Raw genomic sequence first — 13,022 nt, 5'->3', positions numbered from 1 at the left:
GAGGTGAACGGATGGAATATACAGTTCAAAAGTTGGCGAGTTTGGCAGGGGTTAGTGCCAGGACGTTAAGGTATTATGATGAAATTGGGATTCTTAAGCCGGCGAGAATCAGTTCATCGGGGTATCGGATTTATGGTCAATCAGAGGTGGATCGCTTGCAGCAAATTCTTTTCTATCGCGAATTAGGGGTTAACTTGGAAAGCATAAAAGACATCATCACGGATCCTTCTTTTGATGGTTCAACGGCCCTAAAAGAGCATCGCCAAAAACTCCTCGAAAAAAGAGAACAATTAAATCTGCTCATTGCAAATGTAGAAAAAACAATTGCAATGACTGAAGGGAGAATGAACATGTCTAATCAAGAGAAATTCGAAGGTTTTAAGAAAATAATGATAGATGAAAATGAGAGAAAATATGGGAAAGAAATCCGTGAAAGATACGGAGAAGAGACAGTAGAGAAATCCAATGCCAAAGTTATGAACATGACCCAAGAGCAATATGATGAGGCAACTGCACTTGCTGACAGAGTATCGAAAACGTTAGCTGAAGCTTTCAAAACAGGCGATCCAGCTGGTGAATTGGCTCAGAAGACTGCGGAGCTCCACAAAAAATGGCTAACCTTTTATTGGAGTGAGTACAGCAAGGAAGCACACGCAGGGCTTGCCCAAATGTATGTCGATGACGAAAGGTTTAAGGCCTACTACGATAAGGAACAACCAGGAACTGCGGAATTTCTTAGAGATGCTATTCAAATCTATACTGGGCTTAAAAAGTAGCATTCTAAAACTATTATATTGAAGGATTATTTTATTAAAAAAACTGTTTATTAAAGAGTAAAATGATGAAAAAGGCACTTTCACCCTTGGGGCTGTACGTGCCTTTTTTGTTACTTTAACGTACTAAAGAAGGTAGAGGTGTATTTTATTTTCTAAATTTTTTTATTTGTGCGACAACTTTTGACATTATTTCAAATGAGTCATATGTCATAATAGTCATAATATTGATTAAATTAGAATAATAATTTACAACTAATTTAATGAAATCAATAGAATTGTTAAAAGTAGGTGTAAATGTGAGAAAAGAACCTATATTGCGGATCAACGATTTAAGAGTTTCGTTTCAAACCGGAAAAAAGTTTCTGCCTGCCGTGGATGGGGTTAGCTTTGAACTGAAGGATGGAGAAATCCTTGGTATAGTTGGTGAATCCGGAAGCGGCAAAAGTGTTACTTCTTTAGCCATGATGGGTCTTATTCCTTCACCCCCAGGAAAAATTGAACAAGGGGACATTATTTTTAATAGTAGAAATATAACCCATTTATCTGAAAAAGATTGGCGCAAAATCCGGGGGAACCAAATTTCAATGATATTCCAGGAGCCCATGACATCATTAAACCCGCTTTTTTCCATAGGTAATCAATTAATGGAAGGAATTCGCTTACATACCAACCTTTCAAAAGCAGAAGCAAAGGTTCGGAGTATTGAATTACTTAAACTAGTAGGAATTCCTAGAGCAGAGGGGATTCTTAAAGAACATCCTCATCAGCTGTCTGGCGGAATGAGACAGCGCGTCATGATTGCCATGGCTATGGCCTGTAATCCTCGGGTATTAATTGCAGACGAGCCTACCACAGCACTTGACGTCACCATCCAAGCCCAAATCTTAGCATTAATGAAAGATTTAAATCAAAAAACCAATACTTCTATCATCCTCATCACACATGACCTTGGCGTGGTAGCTGAAATCTGCCAGCGTGTGATTGTTATGTATGCAGGGCAAATTGTAGAGCAGGGAGAAGTAAGAACGATATTAAAGAATCCACAGCACCCCTATACGAAAGGTTTACTAAAATCTGTTCCGGTCCTAAGTGAGAAAAAAGACCGCCTCTATAGTATTCCGGGAACAGTGCCAGCACCAGGAGCAGTAAAGCAGGGATGTAAATTTGCCGCAAGATGTGCGGAAGCATTTGAAAAATGTCATCACGAATCACCAGAAATTTATTCATCGGAACAAGATGGACATGAAGTGCGCTGCTTCCTGCATACATTGAAGGGGGGAATCGACAAGCATGTCGGAGCTACTACTTGAAGTAAATGGACTAAAGAAATACTTTCCGATCACCGGAGGCCTTCTAGGGAAAAAACAAGGTGAGGTAAAAGCAGTCGATGATGTTTCTTTCCATGTTAAAAAAGGAGAGACTCTTGGAATCGTTGGTGAAAGCGGTTGCGGGAAATCAACGACAGGCAGGCTGTTAATGCGGCTGATTGAAGCTAGTGACGGGAAAATCATGTTTGAAGACAAAGAGATAACAAAAATGTCCAAAACGGAATTACGTAAAATTCGCAGGGACATTCAAATGGTCTTTCAAGACCCATATGCATCTTTAAATCCGAGACATTCCGTAGAAAAAATCCTGGAAGAGCCGTTGATTGTTCATGGAATTGGAACAAAGGAGGAGCGGCAAAAGCGGGTAAAGGAAATGCTGGAGGTTGTCTGTTTAAGCAGCTATCACGCTAAGCGCTATCCGCACCAATTTAGTGGCGGCCAACGTCAGCGGATCGGTATCGCAAGAGCTTTAATGACCAAGCCAAAGCTAATCATTGCCGATGAACCAGTTTCTGCCCTAGACGTCTCGATTCAGGCACAAGTTCTAAATTTAATGAAGGATATTCAAAAAGAATTTCAACTAACATACATCTTTATTGCCCATGACCTGGGTGTGGTCAGACATATCAGTGATCGTGTCGGCGTTATGTATTTAGGCAGATTAATAGAATTAGCCGAGAGTGAAGAACTCTATGAAAATCCTAAACACCCATACACAAAAGCACTTTTGTCAGCGGTACCAATTCCTGATCCAGATATAAAAAAGAATACGATTTTAATAGATGGAGAATTGCCAAACCCGGCAAATCCTCCTTCAGGCTGTGCCTTCCATACTAGATGCGGGGAATGCTTGGACATTTGTAAGACTGTCCGTCCAGTGGAACAAAACCTAAATGGTCATTATGTTGCATGTCATCTATATGACAACTAACTTGCAGCAATTATGATAAAAAATGAAACATAGGGGGTAAAAAGAAGGATATGAAAAAATCAATAAAAGTACTATTGATTGCCTTATTAGCAATCAGCATGTTCTTGGTAGGCTGCAGCAAATCTAACCAAGAAACAGGAGGCAAAAAGGATAATGCCTCAGGTGGCGGATCTAAAAAGGATACTCTTGTATATGGACGTGGAGGTGATTCCACTTCCTTAGACCCAATCACCACAACCGAAGGCGAAACCTTTAAAGTAACAGATAATATTTTTGAGAACCTAGTAAACTACGGTGATCAAGATACGACAATTCATCCAGGTCTTGCAGAATCTTGGGAGGTATCCGCAGATAGCTTAACCTATACCTTCAAGCTTCGTCAGGGTGTTAAATTCCATGATGGTACTGCCTTTAATGCGGAAGCGGTTGTTTTCAACTTTAACCGTTGGATGAACGGCAACGAAGACAAATTCCCTTACTACACCATGTTTGGTGGATATGTAAACGATGAAGGACATGTCATTAAAGAAGTAAAAGCAATAGATGACTACACCGTTCAATTTACTTTAAAAAGACCACAAGCACCATTCTTGAAAAACTTGGCCATGTCGCCATTTGGAATTGCCAGCCCGGATGCGGTAAAAAAATATGGTGATGATTTCAGAAGTCATCCAGTTGGAACGGGACCATTCAAATTTGTTGAGTGGAAACAAAACGATACCATTACGCTTGAAAAGAACCCTGATTACTGGCAAAAAGGTCTACCCAAGCTAAACAAAGTAATTTTCCGTGTAATTCCGGAAAATACAGCACGTCTTAATGCTCTTTCTAACGGGGAAATTGACGTTATGGATGGCTTAAATAACTCAGATGAAGCAACAGTTAAGGCTAACGATCAACTTCAAGTCATTGAGCGCCCATCTATGAATGTTGGTTATATTGGTTTAACAACCACTCATAAGCCACTTGATAACAAACTGGTTCGTCAAGCGATTAACCATGCGATTGATAAAAAATCAATCATTAAAGCGTTCTACGGTGGAAAGGCAGAAGCTGCAGTTAACCCTATGCCTCCATCCATCGAAGGCTATAACGATGCAATCAAACCTTATGAATATGATCTTGATAAGGCAAAAGAATTATTGAAAGAAGCTGGCTATGAGAAAGGCTTTGACATTGATTTATGGGCAATGCCTGTAGCACGTCCATACATGCCAGAAGCACAAAAAGTAGCTGAGGTCATCCAAGAAAGCTTAAGCAAAATCGGCATTAAAGCAAAAATCCAATCTGTTGACTGGGCTACTTATTTAGAAAAAGCCAGAAAAGGCGAATTTGGCATGTTTATGCTAGGTTGGACAGGTGACAACGGAGACCCTGATAACTTCTTATACACATTGCTTGATATAGACAGCATTGGCAGCAACAACTACTCTTACTATAGCAATGACGAGCTTCATAACCTTTTAATCCAAGCGCAAACAGAAACAGACCAAGCTAAGCGGAATGATCTTTACAAAAAAGCTCAGGTAATCATCCATGATGATGCTCCGTGGGTTCCACTCGTTCACTCTGTACCATTACTTGCAGCCTCTAAAGATGTAATGAACTACTTGCCGCACCCAACTGGCTCTGAACCGTTGACAAAAGTAGAATTCAAATAATTTTTTAATGAAAGGGGAGGGTTACTTTGCCTCCCCTTTTGTTACCTTAATGCTTTTAACAAAGAGGTGAAAACCATTGTTCACTTATTCAATTCGCCGTATCCTATCCTTAATTCCCGTATTATTTGGTATGACGCTGGTTGTTTTTGCTATTATTCATGCAATCCCGGGTGATCCGGCCCAGGTGATATTAGGTCAACGCGCTACCGCTGATTCGATTGCCAAGCTAACTCAGGAATTAGGATTGAATCGGCCGTGGTACATACAATATTTTGATTATATTCAATCGCTACTCCATGGTGATTTGGGAGTTTCTCTTCGAACAAGAGGACCGATTAACCAAGAGATTTGGCCTTTCCTGGCAGCGACTGCTGAGTTAACCGTCGTAGCCATGATCATTGCTGTCATCATAGGGGTAAATGCAGGGATTATCAGTGCTTGGTTCTCCAAATCCTGGTTTGATTATATTGCGATGGTCCTAGCCTTAGTTGGTGTGTCCTTACCGATTTTTTGGTTAGGCTTAATGGAACAGTGGGCTTTTTCGATCGAATTGGGCTGGCTGCCGACAACCGGACGGGAAAACGTCAGGGATCCAGTCGCTGCCATCACCAATTTCTATTTAATTGACACTCTGCTGCAAGGACGAATGGATCAATTTTGGACAGTCGTTCAGCATTTAATTTTGCCAAGTTTAGCACTAGCAACCATCCCAATGGCGATCATTGCCAGAATGACCCGGGCAACGATGCTTGAGGTGATGAAGTCAGATTATATTCGTACAGCGAGAGCGAAAGGTCTTCGCATGTTCTGGGTTGTGTACAAGCACTCTTTAAAAAATGCCGTTATCCCAGTTTTAACAGTAATCGGCTTACAAACGGGTCTTCTCTTAGGAGGAGCGATCCTAACAGAAACGATTTTCGGCTGGCCGGGAATTGGAAGATATTTATATGACGCGATTTCATATCGCGATTACCCTGTCATCCAATCAGGAATTTTAATCATTGCCGGAATTTTCGTATTGATCAACTTGGTGGTAGACCTGTTATATGTATTTGTCGACCCAAGGATTAAATATTCGAAATAAAGGAGGAGGAATCAGCCGTGGCCGAATTAGCAAAAAATGCGGCAGATATTTCAATACGTACTGTCGAAGAAAAATACACACCTCCTTGGAAGGAGGCCGTTCAATCCTTTTATAAAAACAGATTAGCCCTCGTTGGACTGATCATCGTACTCTTTTTTATCATTCTAGCAATAATTGCTCCTGTTATAGCACCATACAGCTTTAAGGAACAGGTTTTGACAGATCGCATGCAGGCACCTTCCAGTAAGCATTGGTTTGGCACCGATGATTTTGGCCGCGACATTTATTCAAGAATTGTTTATGGTGCAAGAATTTCACTATGGGTAGGATTTTTCTCAGTATTGGGTTCAGTGGTAATAGGGACATTATTAGGCATCATCGCTGGATATTATGGGCGCTGGGTCGATACGATTATTTCACGAATTTTTGATATTATGCTAGCCTTTCCTAGTATTCTATTAGCGATTGCCGTTGTATCCATCTTAGGTCCTTCCTTGCAGAATGCTTTAATTGCCATTGCTGTAATCAATATTCCGAATTTTGGCCGATTGGTGAGGTCAAAGGTGTTAAGTGTCAAACAGGAAGAGTATATTATGGCGGCTAGGGCTATTGGCATGAGAGACACTCGTATTCTGTTAAAACATATTCTACCGAACAGCATCTCGCCGGTCATTGTCCAGGCTACCCTGGCAATTGCGACTGCAATCATTGAGGCGGCGGCTCTCGGATTCTTGGGAATGGGCGCCCAAGCCCCAACACCTGAATGGGGAAAAATGCTTGCCGACTCAAAAAACTATATCACCCAAGCACCATGGACCCTTTTCTTCCCAGGTATAGCCATCATGCTTACGGTTTTAGGCTTTAACCTGATGGGAGACGGGCTGCGTGACGTGCTAGATCCAAAAATGAAAAACTAATGGGCGGTGCCAGGCGCCGCCCTTGTTTTTTATAGGGCTAAGGTTGCAGCCTTATGAATGAAAAGATGATAGGGGTTAGTAGGCAGAGAGAAATATCTTTCATAGGGTGGATGAAAGACAATAGGAGCAGCATGTAGAGAGAAATGTCTTTCATAAGGCGGATGAAAGACAAAGAGGAGCAGCATGTAGAGAGAAATGTCTTTCATAGGGTGGATGAAAGACAATAGGGGCTAGCAAGCAGAGAGAAATGTCTTTCATAAAGGGGATGAAAGACAAAAAGGGGCAGCAGGTGGTAAGGACTGTCTTTCATGAAGTGAATCAATCCCCCAACAAAAGTAATTGTCATAATATTAAAAGAAGATTTATAATTACCTAAAGGTTTCTAGTTGCTCAAGGGGGACATAACAGGTGGAAAAAAGTATAGTACTAATCGGGTTTATGGGAGTGGGGAAAACTACCATAGGAAAATTAGTAGCCGAGCGGCTCAATTACGATTTTATAGATACAGATGAAATAATTGCAGAGGAATTCAAACTGCCAGTATCGGAGATTTTTAAAACATTTGGAGAGAAGACTTTTAGAGAACGTGAAAAAAGTCTTATCTCAAACTTATGTAAAGAAAACAATAAGGTGCTCTCCTTAGGTGGTGGAGCTTTTCTGCAAGAAGACATAAGAAGGGTTTGCCTTTCAACAACGACTGTTATTTTTCTGGAAATTTCCTTCGAAAATTGGAAAGATAGATTAGACTTAATTATAGATAGCCGTCCTATTCTACAAAATAAGACAATTACTGAAATGGAAGAGCTCTATCATTTTCGGCAAGAAATTTACGCGAATCATCATCTGAAAATAAATACAGATGATCAATCACCTGAAGAAGTTACCAATCAAATCTACGATCTATTACATTCATCAAGGAGTCATTTATGATAAAAAAAACAATAACCGTAAAGAATGTAACGCTTGGTGAAGGACGACCAAAAGTATGCGTGTCCATGACAGGGAAAAGTCAATCAGAATTAATTCAAGAAGCTGAATATTTTAAAACACTTGATTTAGATTTGGTGGAATGGAGGGTAGACTTTTTTGAACAGGTCGAGGATTTGATCAAGGTTAGGGAAACACTTCAGGAAATTCGAATAATCCTATCCAATCTGCCTCTTATCTTTACATTTAGGAGCAAGAAAGAAGGTGGAGAAAAGGAAATTACGTCGCAATATTATCTGGAGTTAAATACAACAATAGTGGAAACGTGTCAGGTAGATTTCATTGATATTGAGTTATATAATGATGAAAAAACCGTTAAGACATTAACTGATATTGCACATTCAAATGGTGTATTTGTCATCATTTCTAACCATGACTTCTCAAAAACACCTCCGAAAGAAGAAATTATCGAACGGCTTTGCAAAGCACAGGAGTTCGGCGCGGACATTCCGAAGATTGCCTTGATGCCTTCAGACGCCGCTGACGTTTTGTCTTTATTAGAGGCCACTAATATATTTAATGAACAATATTCTGACCGCCCGTTCATTACAATTTCTATGGGTAAGCATGGGATCATCAGTCGTGCTGCGGGAGGAATGTTTGGAGTAGCCATGACGTTTGCCGCAGCGAAAAATGTCTCTGCACCCGGTCAAATCCCAGTGGGTAAATTAAAGGAAATTTTAGAAATATTCCATTGAAGACGCTCTTCTTTATATTGAAGGGTGTCTTTTTTTTCTACATTCGGCTTTGACACTACTGAAATCATAAAAAATAGGAGGGCAGCCTTTTACCTAAATTCAGTTATTGAATAGAGAGATATGATTTATGCAAATATGCATAAAATATGTATAATCTGACACATGAAGATGAAAGCGTTACCAAAAGAAATAACCTTAATTTAAGCAAAAAAAAATCAAAAATATTGTGATTTATAATTGAATAATTATATACATGTATGTATAATAATTCATTAAGTAAGCAATGTAGGAGATGAACAATGTGAAAGCGGCAATTATTGGTGGAACAGGTTACGGCTCCGTTGAATTAATTAGGTTAATCCAAAAGCATCCGTTATTAGAAATCGGAACGGTGGTTTCTAATTCTCAAGCAGGGGCAAGCTTCAGTGAAATTTATCCTCATCTTTCAACCGTTGTTGAGCAGCCACTTGAAGCATTTAATCCAGATCAATTATGTGAGGAAAATTCAATCGTATTTTTGGCCACTCCTTCGGGTGTGAGCAGCACCCTAACTCCACAGTTAATTGACCGCGGAATTACATGCATCGATTTATCCGGTGATCTCCGGCTTAGGTCACCAGAAGTCTATGAAACTTGGTATAAACACACGGCTGCAGCCGAACCGTATTTAAACAATGCGGTTTATGGTTTAAGTGAGATTTACCCTGAGAAAATTAAAAACGCTAACTTGATTGCAAATCCCGGTTGTTATCCGACAGCCACACTCTTAGGGCTTTTACCTATCATCAACTCAAACCTGGCAGATTATGAATCTATCATTATTGATGCAAAATCAGGAGTGTCCGGTGCTGGAAGAGGTCTTTCGCTGGCTGCCCATTATGCGGAAATAAACGAAAACATAAAAGCATATAAGCTAGGAGCACATCAGCATATTCCGGAAATTGAGCAGGTTCTTTCAGACGAAAAGGGAGAACCGATTACGGTTACATTCACCACTCATTTAGTTCCAATGACACGGGGAATCATGTGTACCATTTACGTAAAACTGACAGAAAAAGTAATAACAAGTAAGGTCCATCAAATATATACTGAATTTTATAAAAATAAGCCGTTTGTTAGGATCAGGCCGGAAGGAATTGTACCAGCTACAAAAGAGGTCCTTAGCAGTAATTTCTGTGATATTGGTCTGCATGTTGATGAACGGACTAATAGGTTAACGATTATTTCTGTAATTGACAACCTTGTGAAAGGGGCTGCAGGTCAGGCGATTCAAAACGCAAATATAATCAACGGCTGGGATGAAGGAACTGGTTTAATCGATATTCCATTATATCCATAGGTACGAGCGAATGACGTTTAGATTTTTAATAAACAAGGGGTTTGAATAGGGGGAAATAAAATTGACACAAGCAACGACCAGCAAAGAAATCGTTATTTTAAAAGATGAAAGTGTTACTTTACCGAAAGGGTACAAAGCAGGAGGTATGCATTGCGGGATTAAACGAAAAAAATTAGATCTTGGTTATATCGTATCAGAGGTTCCTGCTGTTGTTGCAGGTGTCTATACCACGAATATTTTTCAAGCTGCACCATTGCTTGTAACACAGGAGAGCATCGCTAAAGAAAATAAAATCCAGGCGATCCTCGTAAACTCAGGAAATGCCAATGCCTGTACCGGTGAGCAGGGGGTAAAGGATGCTTATGCTATGCAACAGACTCTTGCCGAGAAACTTGGTATTGACAGTCATTTGGTGGCCGTAACATCTACAGGGGTTATTGGTGAATTACTCCCAATGGAGCAAATTAATACTGGTTTGCAGCAAATTCTCGATGTAGAACACGAAGCTAAGGAAAATTTTCTCCAGGCGATCTTAACTACAGATACAGATGTGAAACAAATTGCTGTTCAAATAAAAATCGGTGGCAAGACAGTAACCATTGGCGGAGCTGCCAAGGGATCAGGAATGATTCATCCGAACATGGCAACCATGCTTGGATTTGTCACTACCGATGCAAATATCGCCCAAGAAGATTTATTAGCAGCATTAAGAAATATTACCAATCAAACCTTTAATATGATCACCGTTGATGGAGATACAAGTACGAATGACATGGTCCTGGTGATGGCCAACGGTCTGGCTGAAAATGATCTTCTAACTAAAAACCATCCTGACTGGGTGATTTTCGAAGAAGGTTTAACAATCGTTTGCGCGTCACTAGCAAAGAAAATTGCCAGAGACGGTGAAGGGGCAACTAAGTTAATCGAAGTTCAAGTAACAGGGGCCCTAAGTAATGAAGATGCCAGAGCGATCGGTAAATCAATCATATCCTCCAATCTTGTTAAAACGGCGATTTATGGGAAAGATCCTAACTGGGGAAGGATCGTAACTGCGATTGGCTATAGTGGGGTTCCTGTTGTGCCCAACTTGGTAAATGTGTCTTTGGGAGCATTCCGTGTTTTTGAAAATGGTTTGCCAATTCCAATGGATGAAGAGGAAATAAAGAAATATCTAGACTCTGAAATAATAACGATTGTGGTTGAATTAAACCAAGGTAAATATACAGCAACAGCTTGGGGATGCGACTTAACTTATGACTATATAAAAATTAATGCATCTTATCGCACCTAAGGAGGAACTCAGCATGAACTACTTAGTGATTAAGTGTGGAGGAAGCGTGTTAGATCATCTGCCAAGATCGTTTTACGAGGATATTGTAAAAATACAGGAAATCGGAGAGTGGACACCGGTAATCGTTCATGGCGGAGGTCCTCTGATTACTTCTTTATTAAAAAATTTAAACGTAGAAACACAGTTTGTGAACGGACTAAGGGTAACGGACCACCAGGTTCTCGATATTGTGGAAATGGTCCTAAGTGGTTCAGTCAATAAACAAGTGGTTAGAAATCTTGTCGAAGTAGGCGGCAGTGCTGTGGGGGTCAGCGGGGTGGATGGCGGCCTTCTAAAGGCGGTACCAACTGCTGACGCACAAACACTTGGATTTGTAGGAGAAGTCGTTGAAGTAAATCAAACGATCATTGAAGGTATCATTCAGCATGGGCATATTCCTGTAATATCCCCAATAGGAATCGATGACTTTGGTCAACGCTATAATATTAACGGCGATATCGCAGCTTCCGCAGTAGCAAAAGCATTAGGAGCAAAACTATGCTTTATCAGTGATATCCCAGGAATTTTGGTCGAAAAAGATGGGATGAAAACGAAGCTCGATAAAGTTTCCAAGACCATCATTGAAGAAATGATTGAAGATCAAACGATATATGGAGGAATGATTCCAAAGGTAAAGGCGGCAATTGATGGTCTTGTTCATAATATCCCGGAAGTTGGAATCATTAACGGATTTGAAAAAAATAGCTTAATAGACTACTCAAAAGGTAAAACAGTTGGAACCAAAATTGTGTTAGAAGAGGGGATCGCGTAATGACAGTCAATAATACTATCTCCCAAATCTCTCCGGTCATGTCAACATATGGTCGGTTTCCTGTCACACTGGTAAAGGGAAAAGGAAGCTATGTATGGGATGACAATGGAACGAAATTTTTGGATTTTACTTCTGGAATTGCGACATGTAATTTAGGCCATATCCCAGATGTTATAAAAGAAAAAGTGGAAGAGCAGCTACAAAATCTTTGGCATTGCTCCAATCTATATCATATTCCAAATCAGGAGCAGCTTGCGGCAATGCTAGTTGAAAATAGCTGCGGTGACCAGGTCTTTTTTTGCAATAGCGGTGCCGAAGCCAATGAGGCGGGAATTAAATTAGCAAGACGTTATGCTAATAAAGTAAAAGGTACAGGTTCACCGGTTGTGGTCACCTTCCAACAATCATTTCACGGAAGAACCATTGCCACTTTAACTGCGACCGGCCAGGAAAAAATCCAACAAGGGTTTTCACCGCTTGCGCCTGGATTTCACTACCTGCCATATAATGACACGAATGCCCTTGATGAGCTCATTGAGTTGAAGCCAGCAGCCGTTCTGCTCGAACTTGTCCAAGGTGAAGGCGGTGTCATCCCTGCAAATTCTGACTGGGTAAAAAAGCTCGACCTACTTTGCAAACAACATGATATTTTACTAATGGTTGATGAAATTCAAACCGGGATTGGCCGGACAGGGACATTATTTGCATACGAGCAGTTCGGCATCGAGCCAGATGTCATCAGCATTGCAAAGGGGCTTGGTTCAGGATTTCCTATCGGTGCGATGATCGCCAAAGAAAAAGCGGCCAAAGGTTTTGAACCTGGAAGCCATGGAAGTACTTTTGGAGGAAACCCGCTTGCTACTGCTGCCGGACTGGCAACCATCACCTACATGGTAGAAAGTGATACCTTGGAAAATGCAAATACCATGTCAGAGTATCTAGACCAACAGCTTCAACATATGAAAAATACCTTTACTTTTATAAAAGAAATCCGCGGCAAAGGCCTTCTTAAAGGATTGGTCGTTGAACTTGATGCCTTGAACATTGTTCAAAAAGCCATCGGAAACAATTTGTTAATTTTAACAGCTGGTCCAAATGTAATTCGGATTCTGCCGCCATTAACAGTAACCAAAGAAGAAATAGATGAATTTACTAAATCGTTGGAAAAAACATTCCAAAGTATAGAGAAAGGCGAGTGA

Annotated in this window: 12 protein-coding genes; all 12 read left to right on the top strand. The window is 40.5% G+C overall.

Annotated features, from left to right (window positions below; all coding sequences use genetic code 11):
* Window positions 1-11 precede the first annotated feature (11 nt).
* Window positions 12-776, top strand: a complete 765-nt coding sequence (locus ACI3K6_RS11740) for a MerR family transcriptional regulator (RefSeq protein WP_435554968.1) — start codon at window positions 12-14, stop codon at window positions 774-776.
* A gap of 296 nt (window positions 777-1,072) precedes the next feature.
* Window positions 1,073-2,086, top strand: a complete 1,014-nt coding sequence (locus tag ACI3K6_RS11735) for an ABC transporter ATP-binding protein (RefSeq protein ID WP_435554967.1) — start codon at window positions 1,073-1,075, stop codon at window positions 2,084-2,086.
* Window positions 2,067-3,035, top strand: a complete 969-nt coding sequence (locus tag ACI3K6_RS11730) for an ABC transporter ATP-binding protein (RefSeq protein WP_435554966.1) — start codon at window positions 2,067-2,069, stop codon at window positions 3,033-3,035. The genes ACI3K6_RS11735 and ACI3K6_RS11730 overlap by 20 nt, the downstream gene beginning before the upstream one ends.
* A gap of 50 nt (window positions 3,036-3,085) precedes the next feature.
* Window positions 3,086-4,696 carry an ABC transporter substrate-binding protein gene (locus ACI3K6_RS11725; protein WP_435554965.1) on the top strand — a complete coding sequence of 537 codons (1,611 nt, stop codon included), beginning with the start codon at window positions 3,086-3,088 and terminating at the stop codon, window positions 4,694-4,696.
* 76 nt (window positions 4,697-4,772) lie between these two features.
* Window positions 4,773-5,780, top strand: a complete 1,008-nt coding sequence (locus ACI3K6_RS11720) for an ABC transporter permease (protein ID WP_435554964.1) — start codon at window positions 4,773-4,775, stop codon at window positions 5,778-5,780.
* Window positions 5,781-5,797: 17 nt separating this feature from the next.
* Window positions 5,798-6,697, top strand: coding sequence for a nickel transporter permease (gene nikC / locus ACI3K6_RS11715; RefSeq protein ID WP_435554963.1), 900 nt, complete (start codon window positions 5,798-5,800; stop codon window positions 6,695-6,697).
* 408 nt (window positions 6,698-7,105) lie between these two features.
* Window positions 7,106-7,627: a shikimate kinase gene (locus ACI3K6_RS11710; RefSeq protein WP_435554962.1), complete on the top strand. Its 522-nt coding sequence runs from the start codon at window positions 7,106-7,108 to the stop codon at window positions 7,625-7,627.
* The gene (gene aroD, locus ACI3K6_RS11705) at window positions 7,627-8,382 is read left to right on the top strand and encodes a type I 3-dehydroquinate dehydratase (protein ID WP_435555236.1); all 756 of its coding nucleotides are present in this window, start codon (window positions 7,627-7,629) and stop codon (window positions 8,380-8,382) included. Before ACI3K6_RS11710 ends, aroD begins: the two co-directional genes overlap by 1 nt.
* A 292-nt stretch (window positions 8,383-8,674) precedes the next feature.
* A complete protein-coding gene (argC, locus tag ACI3K6_RS11700; protein ID WP_435554961.1) occupies window positions 8,675-9,721 on the top strand; it encodes an N-acetyl-gamma-glutamyl-phosphate reductase in 1,047 nt (348 codons plus the stop codon).
* Between the two features lie 61 nt (window positions 9,722-9,782).
* Complete coding sequence (argJ, locus tag ACI3K6_RS11695; RefSeq protein WP_435554960.1) at window positions 9,783-11,012, top strand: bifunctional ornithine acetyltransferase/N-acetylglutamate synthase; 1,230 nt, start codon at window positions 9,783-9,785, stop codon at window positions 11,010-11,012.
* A gap of 13 nt (window positions 11,013-11,025) precedes the next feature.
* On the top strand, window positions 11,026-11,823 hold the full coding sequence (argB, locus tag ACI3K6_RS11690) for an acetylglutamate kinase (RefSeq protein ID WP_435554959.1): 798 nt from the start codon (window positions 11,026-11,028) through the stop codon (window positions 11,821-11,823).
* Entirely contained in the window at window positions 11,823-13,022 is a 1,200-nt protein-coding gene (locus tag ACI3K6_RS11685) for an acetylornithine transaminase (RefSeq protein WP_435554958.1), read from the top strand. Before argB ends, ACI3K6_RS11685 begins: the two co-directional genes overlap by 1 nt.

Source organism: Neobacillus solisequens (assembly GCF_051233465.1).
GTDB lineage: Bacteria > Bacillota > Bacilli > Bacillales > Cytobacillaceae > Neobacillus.
Note: the sequence above shows the minus strand (reverse complement) of the source record. Positions and strands in the feature narration are given on the sequence as shown.

What these genes read in the sequence shown, in the direction of transcription:
- ACI3K6_RS11685 (WP_435554958.1), top strand. Translation starts at nt 11,823, where the DNA reads ATGACAGTCAATAATACTATCTCCCAAATCTCTCCGGTCATGTCAACA.
- ACI3K6_RS11740 (WP_435554968.1), top strand. Translation starts at nt 12, where the DNA reads ATGGAATATACAGTTCAAAAGTTGGCGAGTTTGGCAGGGGTTAGTGCC.
- argC (WP_435554961.1), top strand. Translation starts at nt 8,675, where the DNA reads ATGAACAATGTGAAAGCGGCAATTATTGGTGGAACAGGTTACGGCTCC.
- ACI3K6_RS11725 (WP_435554965.1), top strand. Translation starts at nt 3,086, where the DNA reads ATGAAAAAATCAATAAAAGTACTATTGATTGCCTTATTAGCAATCAGC.
- argB (WP_435554959.1), top strand. Translation starts at nt 11,026, where the DNA reads ATGAACTACTTAGTGATTAAGTGTGGAGGAAGCGTGTTAGATCATCTG.
- ACI3K6_RS11730 (WP_435554966.1), top strand. Translation starts at nt 2,067, where the DNA reads ATGTCGGAGCTACTACTTGAAGTAAATGGACTAAAGAAATACTTTCCG.